Consider the following 22101-nt stretch of genomic DNA (forward strand, 5'->3'; position numbering starts at 1 on the left):
CGCGGCATATACTGGACGAGGTCGACGGCGGGCGGGCGTAACGAACTGTCGCCCCGCTCGATGAATGTCTACCGGACGGTACGCACCCCTCGCGGCGGCTCGTCGAAGCAATTCACATCGAAGTTACGGTGCCGTAGGCTGCCCTCACAGTACGAGGCAGCGCGGTCATCGCGCGGAAGCAGTGAGCCGAACACCATTCTGGAGGACACGCATGGCACGGGATCTGACCCAACTGGAGCTGCTCGGAGAGCTGCAGCCGGTTGCGGAAGAGAATCTGAACCGGCATCTCTCCATGGCGAAGGAGTGGCACCCCCACGACTACGTCCCCTGGGACGAGGGGCGTAACTTCGCCGCGCTCGGTGGCGAGGACTGGTCGCCCGAGCAGTCTCGGCTCGACGAGGTGGCCAAGGCCGCCATGATCACCAACCTCCTCACCGAGGACAACCTGCCGTCGTACCACCGCGAGATCGCGGAGAACTTCTCGCAGGACGGCGCCTGGGGCACCTGGGTGGGCCGGTGGACCGCCGAGGAGAACCGCCACGGCATCGTCATGCGCGACTACCTGGTGGTCACGCGCGGAGTGGATCCCGTCGCCCTCGAGCAGGCCCGCATCGAGCACATGACCAACGGCTTCTCCTCGGCCGCTGCCGGTGGCCACGATCAGATGGGCTTCCTGCACTCCGTCTCGTACGTGACGTTCCAGGAGCTGGCCACGCGAGTCAGCCACCGCAACACGGGCAAGGTCTGCAACGACCCCATCGCCGACCGCATGCTCCAGCGCATCGCGGCCGACGAGAACCTGCACATGATCTTCTACCGCAACCTGTGCGGTGCGGCGCTCGACATCTCGCCCGACCAGGCGCTGCGTGCCATCGCCGACATCGTGCAGAACTTCCAGATGCCCGGCGCCGGCATGCCCAACTTCCGCCGCAACGGCGTGCTGATGGCCAAGCACGGGATCTACGATCTGCGTCAGCACCTCGAGGACGTCGTCATGCCGGTGCTGCGCAAGTGGAACATCTTCGATCGCACCGACTTCACCGCCGAGGGCGAGCAGACGCGTGAGGAGCTCGCCGCCTTCCTCGAGAAGCTGGAGAAGGACGTTCTCAAGTTCGAGGAGCAGCGCGACCGCATGCTGTCCCGCGAGGCTGCCAAGCGGCAGGCCGCGCAGGCATCCTGACCCGCACCGCACCACGGTGTGGCCGAGTGCCAGTTCCGACGGATACCCTCGATGTGCCCGGCACCCGTTCCGCGGATGCCGGGCACATCGCTGTTTCCCGTCGACCATGTCTGGTGTGTGATCAACCATGACTCTGCAGATCGGTTCCCTCGCCCTGCGTAGTCCCGTCGTCCTCGCGCCGATGGCCGGTGTCACCAACGTGGCGTTCCGCACGCTGTGTCGGGAGCTCGAGGAGACGCTGACGGGCAGCACCTCCGGGCTCTACGTCTGCGAGATGGTCACCGCGCGTGCCCTCGTCGAGCGGCAGCCCGCCACGTTGCACATGACCACGTTCGGCCCGACCGAGACGCCTCGCTCGTTGCAGCTCTACACCGTGGACCCGGACACGACGTACGACGCCGCGAAGATGATCGTCGACGAGAACATGGCCGACCACATCGACATGAACTTCGGCTGCCCCGTGCCCAAGGTGACGCGCAAGGGCGGCGGCGCCGCCCTGCCGTACAAGCGATCGCTCTTCGGACGCATCGTCGCCGCGGCGGTGAAGGCCACCGAGGGGACGGACATCCCGGTGACCGTCAAGTTTCGGATCGGCATCGACGACGAGCATCACACGCACCTCGACGCAGGACGGATCGCCGCCGGCGAGGGTGCTGCGGCCGTCGCGCTCCATGCGCGCACCGCGGCGCAGCGTTACTCCGGTACGGCCGACTGGTCCGAGATCGCGCGCCTCAAGGATCACGTTCGCGACGTCCCCGTCCTTGGCAACGGCGACATCTTCGACGCGTCCGACGCCGCCCGCATGATGGCCGAGACCGGCTGCGACGGCGTGGTCGTCGGCCGCGGCTGCCTGGGACGCCCCTGGCTGTTCGCCGAACTGTCCGCCGCTCTGCGCGGCACCACTGCGCCGACGCCGCCCACGCTGGGCGAGGTCGCCGTCATCATGCGTCGGCACGCGGAACTGCTGTCCGACCACCACGGCGAGGGCCGCGGGCTCCGGGAGATGCGCAAGCACGTCGCCTGGTACATGCGCGGCTTCCCGGCCGGCTCGGACCTGCGGGTACGCATGGCCACCGTCTCGACACTCGCGGAGCTCGACGAGCTGCTGGCTCGCCTGGATCCGACCGTTCCCTTCCCGGCCGACGCCGAGGGCCCCCGCGGTCGCCAGGGTTCCCCCGGCGCCGTGTCGCTGCCCGACGGCTGGCTCGACGATCCCGAGGACTGTGCGGTGCCGGCGGGCGCCGATCTGATGCACTCGGGCGGATGATCAGTACTATGGCGTCGATCCGTCGACCACTGTTCGACGCCCGAGAGAAAGACGGAACGACCAGTGGGTGACGAGAACGAACCGGGGTCGCCCACACCCGGACGACGCGCCCCCTGGGAGCGTCCCATCTCGCGAGTGCCGCGCTCCGATCGCGACCCCGAGACACCGTCTCCCCCGTCCGAGCAGCCCGCGCCGGAACAGCGCCCGCCAGCGGATCGACCCGAGCCCGACCAGACACCGCCGTCCTCGTCCGACGACCAGGATCGACGGCTCTCGGTGGCCGAGGTCGTGGATCGGATCTCCCGCATCGGTTCGAACCGGGGACGCGCAGCGGGTCGCGACGACTCGCCGACCTCCGGCGCGGACGATCGAGCGGTCGCGTCGAGCCCTCCACCGTCCCCGCCGGTTCCACCTCGCGAGGATCCCGAGCCGCCCACCGAGGTGATCGCCCCCGTCGTGGACGAGCGACGCACCGCAGAGCGTCCGGCGCCCGAGGCGGTCGGCCCCGTCGCACCCCCGACGCTCACGCGGCTCGCCCTCAGCAGGGCACGCAAGCGCAAGCGGATGCGGGTCGCAGGCCGTGTCGGCGTCTCGATGGTCTCGATCCTGGCCCTGGTCATCACCGGTGTCGTGTGGGGATATCTCCGGGCGACCGACCGCGGGTTCGAGCAGGTCGCGGCCCTGGACACCGAGTCCACCGACGTGGTCGACGCGCCCGGCCAGTACGGCGACGAGACCTACCTCATCGTCGGGACGGACACCCGAGCCGGAGCCAGTGGTGAGATCGGCGCCGGCACGGTGGCCGATGCCGAGGGTGCACGGTCCGACACCGTCATGCTCATCAACATCCCGGCCGACCGCAGTCGCGTGGTCGCCGTGTCGTTCCCCCGCGACCTCGACGTCGAACGCCCCGAGTGCGAGGGCTGGGACAGCACCACCGGTGACTACACGGGCGAGATGTATCCCGCCGCGGACGGCGACAAGCTCAACGCGACCTACGCGCTCGGTGGGCCCAAGTGCCTGGTCAAGATCATTCAGAAGATCTCCGGACTGCGGATCGGCCACTTCGTGGGTATCGACTTCGCCGGCTTCGAGTCGATGGTCGACGAGGTCGGCGGGGTGGACGTGTGTTCCCCGGTTCCGCTGGTCGACGAGGAGCTGGGAACGGTCCTGGCCACCGCGGGCGAACAGCGCATCGACGGACGCACCGCGCTCAACTACGTGCGCGCCCGCAAGGTGGACGCCGAGGGCACCGGTGACTACGGACGCATCAAACGTCAGCAACTCTTCCTGTCCTCGCTCCTGCGCTCCGTGCTGAGCAACCGCGTGCTGTTCGACCCGGGCGCCCTCAACGGTTTCGTCACGGCGTTCACCCGCGACACGTTCGTCGAGAACGTGAAGACGTCGGATCTGCTGACGCTCGGCAAGTCGCTGCGCGGCGTCGAGGCGGGCGCGGTCACGTTCCTCACCGTCCCCACCGCGGGTACCACCGACTACGGCAACGAGATCCCGCGCACCGACGACATCAAGGCGATCTTCCAGGCGATCATCGACGACCAGCCGCTCCCCGGTGAGGAACGCGCACCCGAGACCACCCCCGAGGTCGCGCCGCCGGTCACCACCGAACCGCAGGTCGCGGTCGACCCCTCGCTGGTGTCGGTCCAGATCTCCAACGCCTCGGAGACCAGCGGACTGGCCGCCACCACCGCGGACGAACTGGCGGCCTACGGCTTCCAGGTCGTCGGGACCGGCAACGCCGAGACCACCGGTGCCGCGGCGACCGTCGTGCGGTACGGCGCCGGGTCGATCGCGGACGCGTCGACGGTGGCCAGCACCATTCCGGGAGCGGTTCTCGAGGAGACGCCGACTCTGGGCGGCATCGTCGAAGTCGTCCTGGGGACGGATTTCCAGGGCTTCCTGATGCCGCCGACCGTCGTCGGAGACCTGCTTCCGACCTTCGCGACGGGGGTCTCCGGAGCGTCCACGGAGGTCGCGCTCCCCAGCGATCTGACGGTCACGAACGGGGCGGACGAGTCCTGTGTGTGAATCGCTGCTCCGCATTCACCGCCCGTTCACCGCCTGCATGCCCTGTACCCACGTACGGCCGAGTAAAATCGGGCCATGCGCGTGGCTTACAACGAACAGATGACAGAACTCGCCGACCTGCTCGGCGAGATGGCCGCCCTGGCCGGTAGTGCGATGGAGCGCGCCACGCAGTCCCTGCTGCAGGCGGATCTCCGGATCGCCGAGCAGGTGATCGGCGAGCACGACAAGATCACCGACCTCAGTGCCCAGGCAGAGGAGCGCGCCTTCGCGTTGCTGGCTCTCCAGGCACCCGTCGCCGGCGACCTCCGCTCGGTGGTCTCCGGCATCCAGATCGTCGCCGACATCGACCGGATGGGCGCTCTCGCCCTGCACGTCGCCAAGATCGCGCGTCGTCGCCACCCCCAGCACGCACTGCCGGAGGAGGTCAACGGTTACTTCGCCGAGATGGGACGCATCGCCGTCGCTCTCGGCTCCTCCGCACGTGAGGTGCTCGAGACCCGCGACCCCGAGCGCGCCGCGAAGCTCCGTGAGGAGGACGAGGCGATGGACGACCTGCACCGCCACCTGTTCAGCGTCCTCATGGACAAGGAGTGGAAGCACGGCGTCGCCGCAGCCGTCGACGTGACCCTGCTGGGTCGCTTCTACGAGCGCTTCGCCGACCACGCCGTCGAGGTGGGCCGCCGAGTCATCTTCCTGGTCACCGGCAGCCTGCCCAGCGACCTGCCGACGCCTCCCGCGCAGCACGTGTCCTAGTTCTTCCACTCGGTACCCGGACGCACGAAAGGGCGCCCTCCCCGCGGGGAGGGCGCCCTTTCCGTGTGTGGACGCGCGAGCTGCGGTCTAGCCGAAGCGACCGGAGATGTAGTCCTCGGTGGCCTTCTGCGACGGGTTGGAGAAGATCTTCTCGGTGTCGTCGATCTCGATCAGGTTGCCGGGCTTGCCGGTGGCCTCGAGGTTGAAGAAGCCGGTCTGGTCGCTCACACGTGCAGCCTGCTGCATGTTGTGCGTGACGATGACGATGGTGAAGTCCTTCTTCAGCTCACCGATCAGGTCCTCGATCGCCAGCGTCGAGATCGGGTCGAGAGCCGAGCAGGGCTCGTCCATGAGCAGGACGTCGGGCTGCACCGCGATCGCACGGGCGATGCACAGACGCTGCTGCTGACCACCGGACAGACCGCCGCCCGGCTTGTCGAGGCGGTCCTTGACCTCGTTCCAGAGGTTCGCGCCCTTGAGCGACTCCTCCGCGACCTCGTCCAGCTGCTTCTTGCTGCGGCCACCCTGCAGCTTCAGGCCGGCCACGACGTTGTCACGGATGGACATGGTGGGGAACGGGTTCGGACGCTGGAAGACCATGCCGATGGTGCGGCGAACGCCGACCGGGTCGACGCCGGAACCGTAGATGTCCTCGCCGTCGAGCAGCACCGAGCCCTCGACGCGGGCACCCGGGGTGACCTCGTGCATGCGGTTCAGCGAGCGGAGCACCGTGGACTTGCCGCAGCCGGACGGTCCGATGAAGGCCGTGACGCTACGAGGAGGAACGGAGAGCGTCACGTTCGACACGGCGTGGAACTTGCCGTAGAAGATGTTGACGTCCTTGAGATCGAGTCGTTTTGCCATGTCGAGATCCTTCTGTCAGAAGTTCTTGGGAGCGAAGAAGCGGGAGACCAGCTTCGCGCCGATGTTCAGCACCGCGACGATGAGGATGAGGGTGAGGGCTGCACCCCACATCCGCTCGCTGGTGAGGGCAGCGGTTCCGGCCTTCTGGAGGTCGACCATCATGAGCGGCAGCGACGTCTGCGGACCGGCGAACAGGTTGAAGTTGATGGCCGTCGCGGACCCGACCAGGATCAGCACCGGCGCCGTCTCACCCATGACGCGGGCGAGAGCGAGCATGATGCCCGTGACGATGCCCGAGAGCGCCGTCGGGACGACGATCTTGGCGATGGTCTTCCACTTCGGCACACCCAGCGCGTACGACGCCTCGCGCAGGTCCTGGGGAACGATGCGCAGCATCTCCTCCGCCGAGCGCACGATCACGGGGATCATGAGCAGGACCAGGGCGAGCGAGACAGCCAGACCCGACCGGTCGAAGCCGAACGTCGCGATCCACAGCGAGTAGATGAACAGCGCCGCGACGATGGACGGGACACCGGTGAGGATGTCGACCATGAACGTCGTGGCCTTCGCGAGCCGCGTGCCCACGCCGTACTCGACGAGGTAGATGGCGACGAAGATGCCGATCGGGATGGAGATGACCGCGCAGAAGAGTCCCTGGAGCAGCGTTCCGACGATCGCGTGGTACGCGCCGCCGCCTTCCTTGAAGGGGGTGACACCCGCCTGCGAGTACTGCCACCAGTCGGCCGACGCGACGGCGCCGATACCGCGGGAGACGACGGTGTAGAGAACCCAGATCAGTGGGACGAGCGCAATGAGCACCGCGAGGGACACGAGGACCGTCGCGATCGAGTCGGAGGCCTTGCGACGGGCACTGACACCCTGGAAGGTCGGCTCCTTGACGGGGCGATCCATGGTGGCGGTTCCACCGGACGTGGTGTCGGCCATGGGTCAGTCCTTCTTTCCAGCGATGGCGGCGCGGGCGCCGGCGTTGACGACGAAGGTGAGGACGAACAGCACCAGGCCCGCGGCGATGTAGGCACCGGCCTGCAGCTGGTTGTTGAACTCACCCGCGGCCAGTGCGATCTTCGTCGCGAAGGTGTTGCCGCCGTCGAACAGCGTCCAGCCGAACGTCTCCTGGGTGCTGCGGATGATGATGTAGAGCGCGATGGTCTCGCCGAGCGCGCGGCCAAGGCCCAGCATCGAGCCGCTGACGAAGCCGGACTTGCCGAACGGGATGACCGTGGTGCGCACGACCTCCCACCGAGTGGCGCCGAGGGCGAGAGCAGCCTCGATCTGGCCACGGGGCGTCTGGACGAACACCTCGCGGGTGACCGCGGCGATGATCGGCAGGATCATGACGGCGAGCACGATCGCACCGGTGAAGATGGTGCCGCCGCCGGCGATGGAGACGGAACCGGTGGCGAAGAGCGGGAACCACGCGAGGTTCGTGTTGAGCCACTCGGCGACGGGCGAGATGACCGGCGCGAGAACGTACAGGCCCCAGAGTCCGAAGACGATGGACGGCACGGCGGCCAGCAGGTCGATGACGTAGCCCAGCGGGCCCGCCAGACGCTTCGGGGCGTAGTTCGTCAGGTAGATCGCGATGCCCAGTGCCACCGGCATGGCGATCAGCAGAGCCACCACCGACACCGTGGCCGTGACCAGGAACAGGTCACGGACACCGAAGAGCATGGCGGACGTGTCCGACGTGCTCCACTGCCCGTTGTACGTGAAGAAGTTCACGGTGTTGTTCTGCAGCGCGGGGATCGCCCGCCACAGGAGGAACCCACCGATCGCCGCGATCAGGACGATGACGAAGACACCGGAACCGGTGGCGAGCGTCGAGAAGATGCGGTCACCCGGGCGGGTGACCGTACCTGAGGCTTTCTTGTCGGGCACTGGTGTCGGCGCTTCCGTCTTGCGAGCGGCGCTCACGGCCGATGTGGTGGCCGGCGTGACGTCGCTGATCGAATGGGTGTCGCTCATACCGCTCACTGTCTCGTGTGGGGTGGTACGGCATCGCCTGCATCACCCGGTGAATGGTCTTCGGGGGTGATGCAGGCGAGAACCAGTGTGTCAGGAAATGGCGTTGATCGCCGTCACCAGACGCTCCTTGAAGCTGTCCGGGAGCGGCACGTAACCGGCAGCCTCGAGGCCTTCCTGGCCCTCGTTGGCAGCGCTGAGCAGGAACGACTTGACGCCCGCGGCGGTCTCCGCGTCGTAGCCCTTGGAGCAGACGATCTCGTAGGTCGACAGCACCAGCGGGTAGGAATCGGCTTCCTTGCTGGCGAACAGTGCGTCGGTATCGAGCGCGAGGTCGTTTCCGTCACCGGAGAAGGTGACCGTGTCGATCGCCTTGGCGGCGGTCTCGGTGGTGAGCTCGACGGCACCGGCGCCGAAGTCGATCTGCGCCGCGGTCAGGTTCTCCTGATCGGCGAAGCCCTTCTCGACGTACGTGATGGCGCCCGGGGTGGCGGCAGCGGCCTGAGCGACGCCCGACGAACCGTTGGCGCCCTCGCCCACTCCACCGGCCCAGTCGGAGCTGTGGTCCAGCGTCCAGGACTGCGGTGCGGCGTCGGACAGGAAGCGCTGGAAGTTGTCGCTGGTGCCCGAGGAATCCGAGCGGTAGATCGGCGTGATGGCGGTGGTCGGGAGCGACGCGCCCTCGTTCAGCGCGGCGATGGCCGGATCGTTCCAGGTGGTGATCTTGCCGGTGAAGATCTGGGCGATGACGTCGGGCGTCAGGACCAGGTCGTCGACACCGTCGAGCGTGTAGGCCACGGCGACCGGACCGAACACGAGGGGAAGGTTCCACGCCGGGTTGCCGGCGCAGCGCGTGGCGGCCGCGTCGGCCTGCTCTTCCTTGATGGACGAGTCCGAGCCCGCGAAGTCCACGAGACCGGCGACGAACTGGGTCCGGCCGTTGCCGGAACCGCTCACGGTGTACTCCACGGCCTTGCCGGAGCACACACCCGAGTAGACGGACGTGAAGTTGGACATCGCGTTCTGCTGCGCCGACGATCCTTCGCCGGTGATGGGGCTCTTGCCCTCGCACGTCGCGGCGGAGTCACCACTGCCGGTGGCCTCGACGTTCGCGTCGGAACCACATGCAGCCAGCGTCAATCCGCCGACAGCCAGTACACCCATGAGGGCAATGCTGCGCTCGAGCTTCACCTGTCTCCTCCAGAAACAGCCCGTCGGCGACCGATCGGTCGGCGGGCGAGAAAAGATGCGGTGACGTCGTACCGCAACGGGCAGCGTGCGCTACCCGTGGGAGAACGTAAGCGCCGGTGGTGGACGGTTCACCGCGCCTTTGTGAACGGAGGGTGAACAGACAGACCGAAAACCCGGATCGGGATGCGATGCGCGTCTCAGGGACCGCACCGGTCCCGCGTCAGACGCGCGCGAACGCCGCGTCGACGTGGAAGGTGGCGAAGCCGAGCCGGTCGTACGTGTGCACGGCGGCCGTGTTGTCCGACTCGACGTACAGCAGCACGCCGGCGAGGCCGCGATCGGCCAGATACCGCAGGCCGGCGAGCGTGAGGGTCCGGCCGAGCCCCCTGCCCTGGGCCGCCGGATCGATACCGACGACGTAGACCTCACCCAGTTCGGGATCGTCTCCGGTCGGCGGGTGCACCTTGGTCCAGTGGAACCCCAGCACGGTGTCCGGGTCGTCCGTCGACGTCGCCACGAACAGCCCCGCGGGGTCGAACCAGGACTCCGCGCGGCGCTCGTCGATCTCCGCCTGCGTCCAGCCACCCTGCTCGGGGTGCCAGGAGAACGCGGCGTTGTTCACCCGCAGGATCTCGGCGTCGTCGGACTCGCGGTAGGTCCGCACGGTGATGCCGTCCGGGACGGTGAGTTCGGGCAGGGGCGCCGCGTCGGGGCCACCGAGCGGGCGGCGCATCTGCAGCAGTTCGCGGACCACCTCGAGACCGACTTTCTCGGCGACGCGATCGGCGGCGGGCAGCCGCCCGTGGGCCCACACGCGCGCCCCCGGTGCTGCGAGAGCGCGGTCGACCAGCGCGGTGCCGACGCCGCGGCCCCGGTGATCGGGGTGCACGACGGCCTCCACCATGACCGGCGCGTCACCGCGCGCGGACGAGAGCGTCGCGTACCCCACGAGGTGTTCGCCGTCCAGTGCCAGCAGATGCTCGTCGTCCCGCGGAGAGTCCACGGCGCGCTCGGCCTGCTCCGACAGCGGCAGTGTCCCGTCGGCGGTCGTGGCGGCCTCGATCGCGTCGCGGACGCGTCGGGCCTCGTCGCCGACCGGTCGCCGTGCCTCGAGTCGAATCGCGTCGCTCACGTCAGAAGGCCGTCCGATCAGCTGGGGCGAACGAGGGTGTCGCCGTGTCGTTCTCGATGTCCAGGTCGCCGTCCGACGGCAGGTCGACCGCGTCGTCGCTGCCCGCCACGCCCTTACCTGCCCGGCTCGGTCTCACGGCCTTGTATCCCACGTTGCGCACGGTGCCGATGAGCGACTCGTACTCCGTTCCGAGCTTCGCGCGCAGACGCCGGACGTGCACGTCCACAGTGCGGGTACCGCCGAAGAAGTCGTACCCCCACACCTCCTGCAGCAGCTGCGCCCGGGTGAAGACGCGGCCCGCGTGCTGGGCGAGGTACTTGAGGAGTTCGAACTCCTTGTAGGTGAGGTCGAGCGGTCGCCCGCGCAGACGGGCGGTGTAGGTGCCCTCGTCGATGACGAGCTCGCCGAGCGTGATCTTTCCCGAGGCCTCGGGACTGCTGACGCCTCCGTGGCGGCCCACGAGCAGACGCAACCGGGCATCGAGCTCGGCGGGTCCGGTGGTGGGCAACAGGATGTCGTCGAGGCCCCACTCCGCGTTGACGGCGACCAGGCCGCCCTCGGTGAGCACGGCCACCACGGGTACCGACGAGCCGGCGCTGCCGAGCAGTCGGCACAGTCCGCGGGCGGCGGCCAGATCGGTGCGCGCGTCGACGAGCGCGATGTCCGCGCTCCCGGCCTCGAGCAACGACGAGACCTCGGTCGGCGCGGGACGCACCGTGTGCGCCAGGAGCGCGAGGGACGGGAGCACGGACTCCGGATCCGGATCGGAGGTCAGCAGCAGCAACTCCACAGGGCCTCCTCGTCCGCTCTTCTTCGGCCGGACGAGCCCACCAGCGGGTCCGCGACCGGCACTTCCGGTTGTTCTTCGGTCACAGACTAACCTGTCGGAAGGCAGGACAGTCGGCTGCGAGCCGCCACCGCCCGCCTCGGGACCCGCCCGCAGGACACCGAACCGCCCGAGAGGAACTCCGTGCGAAAACTGATCGTCGGGCTCGTCTTCGTCCTGGCGCTCGCTCTGGCCGCCGATTTCGGCACTGCCGCCTACTCCGAGTACCGCGTCTCGCGGGCACTGCGGGACGGCGGAGATCTGGTGTCCGATCCGCAGGTGACCATCCACGGCTTCCCGTTCCTGACCCAGGCGGCCGACGGCAGGTACGGCCGCGTGGAGATCCGAGCGCAGGACGTCCCCACCGACTACGTCGAGAAGACGACCATCGAGGCGACGTTGCGCGGCGTGCGTATTCCGGCCTCCGACCTGCTCGACGGATCGGTGCGCACGGTGCCCATGGATCAACTCGACGCGCGCGTCCGTATCGACGCCACCGACCTCGGCCGGTTCCTCGAGATCCCCGACCTCCAGGTCTCCACTCCCCCAGCCGACCGCTCCGACGGCACCGGCGGTTCGGGCGGTTCCGGCGAGACCACCGCCGGGGCCGTGGTCCTCACGGGCACCGTGCCCGTCGGCCCCCTGGACACCGCGGTCAGCGTCACCGCCGAGCTCCGGCTCGACGGTGGAACCGTGTCCATCGTCGCGTCGGACCTCTACTTCGGGCCCGAGGGCCAGGCCGACTTCACCATCCCCGACTTCCTGAAGCCCGCGGTCCTGGGCCTGTTCACCCGCACGATCGACGAGCAGCAGCTGCCGTTCGGCATCCTCCCCACGTCGGTCTACGCGGAGGGCGGCCAGATCGTCATCGAGGGCAGCGCCGAGGACGTCACCATCGAACTCGACGAGATCCGCACGCCGTGAGCGCCGTCGTCGTCCTTCTCGTCGCCCTGGCGCTCGCCGCCGTGGTGGGCCTGTGGGTCCGCCGCCGAGAGGGCGCCGTCCGCACGTCGGATCGCGGCGGCGCGTCGGGATCGCGAGCTCGCGCTCTGCGCGCCGCCGGCGCCACCGACGGCGCGGTGACCGTGCTCCACTTCTCCGCCACCTGGTGCGGCCCGTGTGCGGCGGTGCGACGCGTCGTGTCCGCCGTGGTGAGCGACTTCGAGTCGGCGGGGCACCGCGTGTCCGACGTCGAGGTGGACATGGACGAGAATCCGCAGCTCGCCCGCGACTTCGGCGTGATGTCTCTCCCGACCACCTTCGTGCTCGATCGGGCGATGCGGGAACGATCGCGCGCGTCGGGTGTGCCGTCGTCGAAGGACCTGCGGGCCGCCGTGCTCTCGGCGTCCGATTCACCTTCGTCGGAGTGACGAGCGACACCCGGAACTTCTGGATCTGGACCGGCGTGGGTACCATGGCCGACGTGACCGCCAGCCACGAGCTTCTGCTCACCCGACGCCGCACAGTGGACCTGTGCCGCCTCGGTGGCTGTTGCTGCCGTTGCCGCTGACGACGGTCCTCCCCTCGTCGACCCGTCCGCTCGGGTACAGCCGTGCTGTACCGACCTCGGACCGCTCGACGATCGCCGGAGACCATGCGCATCCGCTCGGTCCCCTTTCCTCCACTCCAGGAGCATCTCGATGTCATCCATTCCCCCGCAGGTCGACGTTCGTGGTCCCCGCTTCGTCGCCTGGGTGACCACCGGCGTCCTCGTCGTGACGCTGCTCGTGTCGACGGTGTCGCTCACCGCTGCAGCGGTGCTCCTGGGCCTGCAGACGCTGGTCTTCGCGTACGGCGCTGCTGCCGGGCCGGCAGCGCATCCCTACGGACGCGTGTTCCGCGCCGTCGTCGCACCGCGCCTGGGCCCGGTGTCGGAGACCGAACCGACGACCCCCCTGCGGTTCGCGCAGGGACTGGGATTCGCCTTCTCGATCGTGGGAACCCTCGGGTTCGCGCTGTCCTCGACGACCGTCGGCACCGTCGCCACGGGTCTGGCCCTGTTCGCCGCCGTGCTGAACGCGGCGTTCGGAATCTGCCTGGGCTGCAAGATCTACCCACTCGCGAGTCGGCTCCTGCCGGCTCGACATGCCACCACCTGAACCACCCACCACCTGTCAGAGAAGAATCGAAAGGAACCACATGGCTCGCTCCGACGTCCTGGTCACTGCCGACTGGGCCGAGCAGAACCTGCATGCTCCCAAGACCGTGTTCGTCGAGGTCGACGAGGACACCAGCGCCTACGACACCGGCCACATCGAGGGTGCCGTCAAGCTCGACTGGAAGTCCGACCTCCAGGATCCGGTCCTTCGTGACTTCCTGAACCAGGAGCAGTTCTCGGACCTGCTGTCGACGCGCGGCATCGCCAACGACGACACCGTGATCCTCTACGGCGGCAACAACAACTGGTTCGCGGCCTACGCCTACTGGTATTTCAAGCTGTACGGCCACAAGGACGTCCGTCTGCTCGACGGCGGCCGCAAGAAGTGGGAACTGGACGGTCGTCCGCTGAGCACCGACGCCGTCTCGCGGGAGACCACGTCATACAGGGCCGAGGCTCCCGACCTGTCGATCCGCGCGTTCCGCGACGAGGTCATCGCCGCCATCGGCACCAAGAACCTCCTCGACATCCGCTCCCCCGACGAGTACTCGGGCAAGATCCTGGCGCCGGCACACCTCCCGCAGGAGCAGAGCCAGCGTCCCGGCCACATCCCCGGCGCCGTCAACGTGCCGTGGAGCAAGGCAGCGAACGAGGACGGCACCTTCAAGTCCGACGAGGAACTGAAGGAGCTCTACGACGGTGTCGGCATCGATCCGAGCAAGGGCACGATCGCGTACTGCCGCATCGGCGAGCGCTCGTCGCACAGCTGGTTCGCACTGACACAGCTGCTCGGCTACGAGAACGTCAAGAACTACGACGGCAGCTGGACCGAGTACGGCTCCCTCGTGGGAGCACCTATCGAGTTGGGAGCGTAATCATGTGTGGAGCACCTGCTCAGGGACAGACCCTTCCCGCCGGCGTCGACGTGGAGAAGGAGACGGTCATCACGGGCCGTGTCCTGGCCGCGTCGGACGGTCAGCCCGTCGGCGGTGCGTACGTGCGCCTGCTCGACAGCACGGGTGAGTTCACCGCCGAGGTCGTCGCGTCCGGAACCGGCGACTTCCGCTTCTTCGCGGCCCCCGGCACCTGGACGCTGCGCGCGCTGTCCGCGTCCGGCAACGGCGACGTGACCATCTCGCCCGAGTCCGCCGGCCTCCACGAGGCCGAGATCTCGATCGGCGCCTGACCGAACACCTCTCGTTTCAGCCGAACACCCTCCCCAGCGTGCTGGGGAGGGTGTTCGCGTCGTGGAGGGTGTGCGATCCGACCGCGGGAACTACTTGCCGGGCTCCGGCGGGAGGCCGAGGGACTTCAGCACTTCCTCCCACGTCGACGGCACCGTCTCCATGGGCTGCGCCGGCGGCGCGAGATAGCCGGGATTCACCGGGGGAATAACGCGGGGCTCGGCGGGCGCCGTCGTGTCTCCCGCAGGAGGAGCGGCCGGCTCGTCGACCGGAGGGGCCTCGCTCTGCTCGCGAGCGAGGTCGGTGATCCAGCGGATCATCTTCTCGCTCTCCCAGTCGCGGCCGTTGTCCGGGAAGTTGTCCCAGTAGTAGAGGTGCTGCAGAAACCCCAGTTCGACGTAGGGCTTCTCGAGCAGCTGCGGGATGTCGGCGTTGTCCTCGCCGAACCCCACGGCCTCCGCCTGCAGCTTGGCCTCGACGACGGGGCGGCCGGGACCGAGCGCCCACGTCACGGCGTCGAACATCTCGCGCGGCGTCGGCGATCTCTCGTCCGGCAGTGGCTGGGTGCGGTCCGACACCCGGAGCATCACGTCGAGCAGCGACTCGTCCGACGTGGCGAAGTCCGGGTCGCTGAAGACGTGCGCGATGGTGCGAGCCGCGACGTCGGACGAGACCGCGACGAACTCGGTGACGGTGCGGCCCGGATCGAGCAGGGTGAAGTGCATCCGCCCGAAGACGTTGAGCGCCAACGGGAGGACTCCGAGGTTCTCCGGTGCGTCACAGGCGATGTCCATCGGACGGCACGCCCACCGGATCTTGTTCGTGAGGGTTCCGTAGTCCTTCGGCTCGGACGACATGAAGCCACCACCCGGCGGACCGGGCTTGTCCAGAGACGCAGTGCCGGCAGGGCGGTACGGATCTCCGACGAGGGCGACCCCGGCGATGTCGTCGGACGTCACGTGCGCCGTGGACGGTCGGGACCCGATGTCGACGGCGAGGCGCTCGACCACCTCGGCACCCACGCTGTAGCCGAGCAGCACGTACTTCGTCGACGTGCCGCACGCGGTCTTGTTGGCGTCGATCATCCGGCCCATGGTCGCGAGGCCCTCGGCGACGGATTCCTGATAGGTGGGCACCGGCTCGGCCACGGCCACGCCGTACTCCGACGCGTACGGCACGTACACCCAACCGACTCGTCCGGGCGTGGACGCCGAGGCCTCCCCCGCGGGCACGGTCACGTTGCCGACCCAGTTGGACCACGGCAGCCGGTCCACCTCGTCGACGGGGTTCCGGTCCGACTCCGAGTCCGTCGCGCCCGTGATGGCGACGATGAGCACGTCGGGGCAGTCGTACGCGTAGTTGTTCGGATCCTGATCGACCTTCGTGCCCAGCCCGAACGTGTCGAGCACCGACTCGACGGGGTCGTCGCCCAGACCGAGCGGATCGGAGGGGGTGATCGGTGCCGCCCCCGCCAGTCCTCCGGGGATCGCGCACAACAGCAGTGTCGAGAGGGCGGCGGTCGCCGCGCGCAGCACGATCCTCGTCGGCCCGGTCCGCCGACGGTCGGTCGGGTCGAGCCCGGTCACACGAAGCATGGATGGATCACCCTCGTCTCTCGGTTCCAGAACCTCACGACCTTAAACAATGAATCGCGTCACCGGACCCGGCACAGGTTGTCATCCGTCACACAGTCTGCGGACCGCCTGCGTCGACCGATCGCGACGGCGGCCCGTGGCAGATCCACGACACCGCCGGTCTACAATCGGTGCGTGGTCCTATTCTTCGAAGCACTCCTCATCCTGGCGTCGATCCTCATCGCCTGGTTCTCGCTGTACGTCGTCTATCGCCTGGTCACCGACGAGTCGTGACCGACGAGTTCGGCACCCCGGCGCCCCGCCTGAGCGGTGACGCCGCGGTCGCGCGTGCGGAGGAACGGGCCAAGGAGACGGCCGGGCGCAACATCCCGCTGCTCCCCGATCTGCCCGGTGACGGTGACACCGCCAATCTGCGGCAGGGTCCCGACATCTCGCACTCCATGCTGGCACTGCTGCCGCTGGTCGGCGTGTGGCGCGGCACCGGTGAGGGACACGACGCCGAGGGCGACTACACACTGGGACAGCAGATCGTCGTGAGCCACGACGGCGGTCCCTACCTGTCGTGGGAGTCCCGCACCTGGCGCGTCGACGAGAACGGCGCCTACGCCGGTCGCGACCTGCGCGAGTCCGGCTTCTGGCGGGTGAGCGGAACCGGTGAGCCCGGTGACGACGGCGAGGAGACTCTCGAGCTCCTACTGACCCACGCGAGCGGGCTCATCGAGCTGTACTACGGCCGCGCACTGACGCAGTCGTCCTGGGAGCTGGCCACCGACGTGGTCATCAGAAGCACGTCGGCGGCGCTGGTCGGGGGCGCGAAGCGTCTCTACGGCATCGTCGAGGGTGGCGATCTCGCGTACGTCGAGGAGCGGGTCGGACCGGACGGCGATCTCGAGCCCCGGCTGTCCGCCCGCCTCGAACGCTACGTGGGCTGACGCTCGCCCTTCTCGCTCTCCGCATCCTTCCCGGAACCGGTGTCGGCCTTCTCGGTGTCGGATTTCTCGGTGTCGGATTTTTCGGAGGCACCGTCCTCGTCGAAGTCCGCGAACGCGGTACCGGACACGGTGCCGCCGGTGCCGGGCAGCGTCACCGTCTCGCGCGCACCGGTCTCGTACCGCGCATTGAGGCCGTCCATCTTCTCGCCGGCGCGATCGAGGTCCTCCTGCGTCAGCTCGGGGCCCACGGTCTCCTCGTTCGCCGAACCGGTGTCGGAGGACGTGTCGTCGGTGTTCGTCGTGTCGGTCTGCTCGTCACTTGTCATGTCCCCCACAGTGACACAGGCGAGGGGGTCTGCTCGGCAGAACGGGAAAGACCAGGCGCACGGGCCTGGTCCGGACATGGGACGACCCCCGAGCCCTACCGGTACACCGTTGCAGGAGTACGGGTCTCGGTCTGGACGGACCGAGGGCTCGGGGGTCGGGTAGCTGCCTGGTATTCGCCCGCCGCTCGCGCGGTGAGAGAAGAACCGTCAGCGGTTGCGGCTAGCGGGCAGCCACCTCACGCGTCCAAGAGTCATACAATTCCAGACCACCTCCTCTCTCGTGTACAGACGACGCTACGCGTGGATCAGCCCGGTCGGCAACGTCTTTTTCCGTGAGCGAACACACCTGACGTTCACCGCTCACGGTCACCACTCGAACGCCCGTCGGCACCGGTCGATGCGTCACGACCAGAACGGTCGTCGCCCGATCGAACAGTCCACCGTCGGGATCGAGCATCGCGGCGAGCAACGCGGCGGAGGACACGTCGTCCACGTGTTCGGTGGGCTCGTCGACGATGATCACCGCCGCCCGCGAGAGCGTCGCGCGGGCCAGCAGCAGTCGGCGACGCTGTCCGCCGGACAGCACCTCCGCGCCGCCGTCGAGGTCCGTGTGCACACCGTCGGGCAGTGCGCGCACCCAGTCGCCGAGCCCGACCCGGTCGAGTGCCGCCGTCGCCTCCGTCTCGGTCACGTCACCGCGCACCACACGGAGGTTCTCCAGAACGGTGGTCCGGAAGACATGGGCGTCCTCGGCGACGTAGGACACCGTCCGGCGCACCGCGTCCTCGGACAGTTCGCCGACGGACCTGCCGTCGACGAGCACGGCGCCCGCGGCGGGGGCGACGAGCCCCGCGATCGTCATGGCGAGCGTGGACTTGCCGACGCCGCTGGGTCCGCTGATCGCCAGGCGCGCACCGGGTTCCACCACCAGAGATACCGGCGCGGTCCGCGATCCGCCGCGGCCTGCGACGACGTCGCACACCTCGAGGCGCACCGACGGCGACGGCGACGGGTCGTCCTTCGGCGTCACCGCCGGCCCGGAGCGGGCCTCGTCCACGAGAGCCATGATCCGCCGAGCCGCCGCGGATCCGCGCACCCACGCCACCGCGGCGGCGGGTATCGCACCCGTCGCCTCGAACGCGGCGAGCGGAACCAGCACCACGACGGCGAGCCCGGTGGGGTCGGTGCCGCCCGCGAACCCCGATGCGGTGCCGTACGCCGAGATGCCGACGGCGAGGGCGCCCAGCACCGCGACTCCCATCGACAGCGGGGTCGCCGCGGCGGACAGGGCGGACCACCCAGCGGCGCGGTCCTGCGCGGCACCGACGGCGCGGTCGGCCTCGTCGGCGCGGCGTCGCACGTCTGCCAGTCGCCCGGACACCCGGAGTTCGGCGGCGTGGTCGATCGCGGTGACGGCGTGGGCGGCGAAGTCGGCTCGCGCAGCGACGAGATCCTCGGCGACGGCCCGCTCGGCCCTGGCGCTCGACCAGGGCGCCACGACCCCGGAGACGAGCAGCGCGACCGCCAGGACGATTGCCGCGGCAGGGGACCACACGGCGACGAGTCCGACCGCGAGGGCCGAGACCACCGCCGCGACGGCGACGGGAACGAGGGCGCGCACCACCACGTCGCCGACGGCGTCCACGTCGACGCCGGTCCGCACGAGGAGATCCCCTCGCCGCGTCGTCACCGCCGTGGCCGAATCACCCTGCGACAGTTCGCGGTACAGGGTGGACCGCGCACGGACGGTCCCGCGCAGTGCGACGTCGTGAGTGGCCAGTCGTTCCAGGTACCGACACACGCCGCGCGTGATGCCGAGCGCGCGCACCGCGACCACGGCCACCGAGAGGTGCAACACCGGCGGCATCTGCCATGCCCGCGTGATGAGCCAGGCCGAGAGCGCGGACAGCGCGAGTGCACTGCCCAGCGTCGCGACTCCCGCCGCCACGGCCCGCGCGACGCGCCCCGGCGGCAGGTCGAGCAGCCGCAGCGCCCGCGTCAGATCGCTCATGCCGACACCGCCGCTCGGTCCACGTGCACGACAGTGTCCGCGGCGGCGAGCACCTCGGGCGTGTGCCCCACGATGACGACGGTGCGGCCGCCGTCGGCCGCGGCCCGCAGGGACCCGAGCACCCGACGCGCCGATTCCGGGTCGAGGTGGGCGGTCGGTTCGTCCAGGAGCACGACGAATTCCGTCGCGGCGAGAGTGCGCGTCAGGGCCAACCGCTGGGCTTCTCCGACGGACAGTCCCACTCCCCCGGCGCCGAGCATCGTCGCGGCTCCGCGGGGCAGGGACGCCAGGACGGACGAGAACCCCGTGGCGCGAGCAGCTTCGGCCACGTCACCACGCGCCCCGAGGTCGAGGTTGTCGGCGACGGATCCGGCGACGACGGCCGGACGCTGCGGCTGCCAGGTCACACGGCGCCACCACCGGTCGAGGTCGACGGTCGACAGGTCGACCCGCACCCCGTCGGAGCCCACGAGGGAGACGGACCCCTCGTCGGGATCGACGAGCCCGAGAACGGACGCCAGGACCGTGGACTTCCCGGTCCCGTTGGCGCCGGTCAGCACCGTCACCCGTCCCGGCCGGAATGTCGCGTCGAGGTGGCGGGGTGCCCACCCGTCCCGCCCGCTGACCGACAGGTTCGTCAGGACGACGGTGACCGGACCGGTGGGCGGCGCGGCCGTCCGCTGGTCACGCGGCGCCTGCGACTCGGCGCTCTCGAGCAGAGCGAAGGCACGTCCCGCGGCCTCCGCACCGTCCTCGGACGCATGGAAGGCGGCACCGAGTGCGCGCAGCGGCAGGTAGACCTCGGGCGCCAGAATGAGCGCGACGATGCCGGGTGCCAGCTCCATGTCGCCGTACACGAGGCGTAGACCGATCGACACCGCGACGAGTGCGACGCCGAGCGTGGCCAGCAGTTCGAGCACCATGGACGAGAGGAATGCGACGCGCAGTGCGGCCATCGTCCGGCGGCGGTGCTCGTCCCCGAGTTCGCCGACCCGCGCGGCCGGCCCGTCCTGCCGGCCGAGTGCGCGCAGTGTCGGGATTCCGGCGAGCAGGTCCATCAGCTGAGAGGACAGTCGCGTCATCGCGTCGAGGGTTCGTCGGGACCGCCCGCGGGTCATCAGACCGATCAGCACCATGAACACCGGGATCGTCGGGAGTGTGACCGCCACGATCACCGCGGAGAGCGGATCGACGAACGCGATCACCAGGGTCGCGATCGGCGTGACGGTCGCCGCCAGGACGAGGGCCGGGACGTAGTCGGTGAGGTAGGGCGCCAGTCCGTCGAGACCACGCGTGACCACCGTCGACCACTCGCCCCGATCCTCCCCGCCGCGCGAGCGCGTCGTCGTGGCCGCGTCCAGCATGTCCGCGCGCAACCCGCGCACGACTCGGACCGCCGAGCGGTGCGCGTACCTCGACCGCGCCCACGACGCGAGGACGCGGACCAGTACGGCGGCAGCCAGGACCGTCAGCTCGGTGGTCCAGGCTCCGACCGTCCGACGGGTCGGGTCGGTGACCGCGCCGCCCAGCACGGTCCCGACGACGACGGCGATGACGACGACACACGCGGTCGTCACCAGGGAGAGCGCCACCGACCCCACGAGGTGACGACGGACGGGCACCGACCGGTGCCACAACCGGGGGTCGATCGGTCCCCGGGGCCGCCTCGTCGCGGTCATCGGGTGCTCGCCAGGCCGATGGACGCCGGGATCTGCGTCGTCGAGATGCGCCGACGGAAGACCCAGTAGGTCCAGCCCTGGTAGGCCAGGACCACCGGTGCCACGATCGCCGACAGCCACGCCATGATGCGCAACGTGTACGCGGAGGACGACGCGTTGTCGACGGTCAGCGAGAACGCGGCGTCGATGGTCGAAGGCATCACGTTCGGGAACAGTGAGCAGAAGAGCAACAGCACGGCTCCGCCGATGGTCACGGTGGTGCCGACGAAGGCCCATCCGTCTCGCCCGCGCAGCACGGCCACCGCTGCCGTCACCAGCCCTGCCACGGCAGCGGCGACGATCCACCAGGTCCAGCCCTTCCCGTGCGCGAGCTGAGTCCACAGCGCGAACACCCCGGCGCCCACCACGGTCGGAACGATCAGTGCCGCAGCGAGTCTCGATGCGTCCGCTCGAACCTCGCCGGCCGTCTTGAGGGCGATGAACACGGCACCGTGGAACGCGAAGAGCATCGCCGTGGTCGCACCACCCAGCAGCGCATAGGGAGTGAGAAGGTCGAGCAGTCCCGAGGTGACCTTCTTGTCCGCGTCGATGGCGACACCGCGCACGATGTTCGCGAAGGCGACACCCCACAGCACCGCGGGCACCCAGGAACCGATCCCGATACCGAGGTCGCACCGACGCCGCCACACGGGGTCGTCGATCTTGCCGCGGTACTCGATGGCACAGATACGCAGGATGAGCGCCACGAGGATCAGCAGCAGCGGCAGATAGAAGCCGGAGAAGAGCGTCGCGTACCACTCGGGGAAGGCCGCGAAGAGCACTCCTCCCGCCGTGATGAGCCACACCTCGTTGCCGTCCCACACCGGACCGATCGTGTTGAGCACGACGCGACGTCGGGTCTCGGCGTCGTCCCGGCCGGATCGACCGAGAACGGGCATGAGCATGCCGACCCCGAAGTCGAATCCCTCGAGAACGAAGTATCCGACGAACAATGCGGTGACGACGGCGAACCAGAATTCGGGCGTTCCCATGAT

At 69.2% G+C, this 22101-nt stretch carries 21 protein-coding genes; 10 read left to right on the forward strand and 11 right to left on the reverse strand.

What is annotated here, in order from left to right:
• Positions 1-211 precede the first annotated feature (211 nt).
• The 4 genes from HQ306_RS04585 (at position 212) to phoU (ending at position 5246) form a co-directional block, all read left to right on the forward strand.
• A complete protein-coding gene (locus HQ306_RS04585) occupies positions 212-1180 on the forward strand; it encodes an acyl-ACP desaturase (RefSeq protein ID WP_027504262.1) in 969 nt (322 codons plus the stop codon).
• A gap of 127 nt (positions 1181-1307) precedes the next feature.
• Positions 1308-2447 (forward strand): tRNA dihydrouridine synthase DusB, encoded by a 1140-nt coding sequence (gene dusB / locus HQ306_RS04590; protein WP_222627832.1) that lies wholly within the window; start codon positions 1308-1310, stop codon positions 2445-2447.
• Positions 2448-2510: 63 nt separating this feature from the next.
• Complete coding sequence (locus HQ306_RS04595) at positions 2511-4493, forward strand: LCP family protein (protein WP_056446775.1); 1983 nt, start codon at positions 2511-2513, stop codon at positions 4491-4493.
• A 75-nt stretch (positions 4494-4568) separates the two neighbouring features.
• Positions 4569-5246, forward strand: a complete 678-nt coding sequence (gene phoU / locus HQ306_RS04600; protein WP_027504265.1) for a phosphate signaling complex protein PhoU — start codon at positions 4569-4571, stop codon at positions 5244-5246.
• A gap of 87 nt (positions 5247-5333) precedes the next feature.
• On the opposite strand, the gene pstB is transcribed toward phoU, so the two are convergent.
• From pstB to HQ306_RS04630, 6 genes are all read right to left on the reverse strand, one after another.
• Positions 5334-6110, reverse strand: a complete 777-nt coding sequence (gene pstB, locus HQ306_RS04605; protein ID WP_027504266.1) for a phosphate ABC transporter ATP-binding protein PstB — start codon at positions 6108-6110, stop codon at positions 5334-5336.
• A gap of 15 nt (positions 6111-6125) precedes the next feature.
• The gene (gene pstA, locus HQ306_RS04610) at positions 6126-7055 is read right to left on the reverse strand and encodes a phosphate ABC transporter permease PstA (RefSeq protein ID WP_027504267.1); all 930 of its coding nucleotides are present in this window, start codon (positions 7053-7055) and stop codon (positions 6126-6128) included.
• Between the two features lie 3 nt (positions 7056-7058).
• Entirely contained in the window at positions 7059-8096 is a 1038-nt protein-coding gene (gene pstC / locus HQ306_RS04615; protein WP_027504268.1) for a phosphate ABC transporter permease subunit PstC, read from the reverse strand.
• Positions 8097-8186: 90 nt separating this feature from the next.
• A complete protein-coding gene (gene pstS / locus HQ306_RS04620; protein ID WP_027504269.1) occupies positions 8187-9284 on the reverse strand; it encodes a phosphate ABC transporter substrate-binding protein PstS in 1098 nt (365 codons plus the stop codon).
• A 220-nt stretch (positions 9285-9504) separates the two neighbouring features.
• Entirely contained in the window at positions 9505-10416 is a 912-nt protein-coding gene (gene mshD, locus HQ306_RS04625) for a mycothiol synthase (RefSeq protein WP_374197699.1), read from the reverse strand.
• A gap of 1 nt (position 10417) precedes the next feature.
• Positions 10418-11206, reverse strand: coding sequence for a response regulator transcription factor (locus tag HQ306_RS04630; protein WP_222627833.1), 789 nt, complete (start codon positions 11204-11206; stop codon positions 10418-10420).
• 180 nt (positions 11207-11386) lie between these two features.
• Here HQ306_RS04630 and HQ306_RS04635 point away from each other — a divergent pair, with 180 nt between their 5' ends.
• From HQ306_RS04635 to HQ306_RS04655, 5 genes are all read left to right on the forward strand, one after another.
• Positions 11387-12166 (forward strand): LmeA family phospholipid-binding protein, encoded by a 780-nt coding sequence (locus tag HQ306_RS04635; protein WP_027504272.1) that lies wholly within the window; start codon positions 11387-11389, stop codon positions 12164-12166.
• The gene (locus tag HQ306_RS04640) at positions 12163-12612 is read left to right on the forward strand and encodes a thioredoxin family protein (protein WP_222627836.1); all 450 of its coding nucleotides are present in this window, start codon (positions 12163-12165) and stop codon (positions 12610-12612) included. Before HQ306_RS04635 ends, HQ306_RS04640 begins: the two co-directional genes overlap by 4 nt.
• A 270-nt stretch (positions 12613-12882) precedes the next feature.
• Positions 12883-13341 carry a DUF4395 domain-containing protein gene (locus HQ306_RS04645; RefSeq protein WP_222627838.1) on the forward strand — a complete coding sequence of 153 codons (459 nt, stop codon included), beginning with the start codon at positions 12883-12885 and terminating at the stop codon, positions 13339-13341.
• A gap of 40 nt (positions 13342-13381) precedes the next feature.
• Positions 13382-14215, forward strand: a complete 834-nt coding sequence (locus tag HQ306_RS04650; RefSeq protein WP_222627840.1) for a sulfurtransferase — start codon at positions 13382-13384, stop codon at positions 14213-14215.
• Positions 14216-14217: 2 nt separating this feature from the next.
• Positions 14218-14526, forward strand: a complete 309-nt coding sequence (locus HQ306_RS04655; RefSeq protein ID WP_027504276.1) for a DUF1416 domain-containing protein — start codon at positions 14218-14220, stop codon at positions 14524-14526.
• Positions 14527-14616: 90 nt separating this feature from the next.
• Here HQ306_RS04655 and HQ306_RS04660 read toward each other — a convergent pair whose 3' ends face one another.
• Positions 14617-16119, reverse strand: coding sequence for a cutinase family protein (locus HQ306_RS04660; RefSeq protein WP_222627842.1), 1503 nt, complete (start codon positions 16117-16119; stop codon positions 14617-14619).
• 269 nt (positions 16120-16388) lie between these two features.
• Here HQ306_RS04660 and HQ306_RS04665 point away from each other — a divergent pair, with 269 nt between their 5' ends.
• Positions 16389-17051: an FABP family protein gene (locus HQ306_RS04665; RefSeq protein WP_027504278.1), complete on the forward strand. Its 663-nt coding sequence runs from the start codon at positions 16389-16391 to the stop codon at positions 17049-17051.
• On the opposite strand, the gene HQ306_RS04670 is transcribed toward HQ306_RS04665, so the two are convergent.
• From HQ306_RS04670 to cydB, 4 genes are all read right to left on the reverse strand, one after another.
• On the reverse strand, positions 17039-17377 hold the full coding sequence (locus HQ306_RS04670; protein WP_222627844.1) for a hypothetical protein: 339 nt from the start codon (positions 17375-17377) through the stop codon (positions 17039-17041). The genes HQ306_RS04665 and HQ306_RS04670 overlap by 13 nt on opposite strands.
• Before the next feature lie 220 nt (positions 17378-17597).
• Positions 17598-19388, reverse strand: a complete 1791-nt coding sequence (cydC, locus tag HQ306_RS04675; protein WP_222627846.1) for a thiol reductant ABC exporter subunit CydC — start codon at positions 19386-19388, stop codon at positions 17598-17600.
• Entirely contained in the window at positions 19385-21067 is a 1683-nt protein-coding gene (cydD, locus tag HQ306_RS04680) for a thiol reductant ABC exporter subunit CydD (protein ID WP_222627848.1), read from the reverse strand. Before cydD ends, cydC begins: the two co-directional genes overlap by 4 nt.
• A complete protein-coding gene (cydB, locus tag HQ306_RS04685) occupies positions 21064-22098 on the reverse strand; it encodes a cytochrome d ubiquinol oxidase subunit II (protein ID WP_222627850.1) in 1035 nt (344 codons plus the stop codon). Before cydB ends, cydD begins: the two co-directional genes overlap by 4 nt.
• Positions 22099-22101 lie beyond the last annotated feature (3 nt).

This window comes from Rhodococcus sp. BP-160, from assembly GCF_019836205.1.
Lineage (GTDB): Bacteria > Actinomycetota > Actinomycetes > Mycobacteriales > Mycobacteriaceae > Rhodococcoides.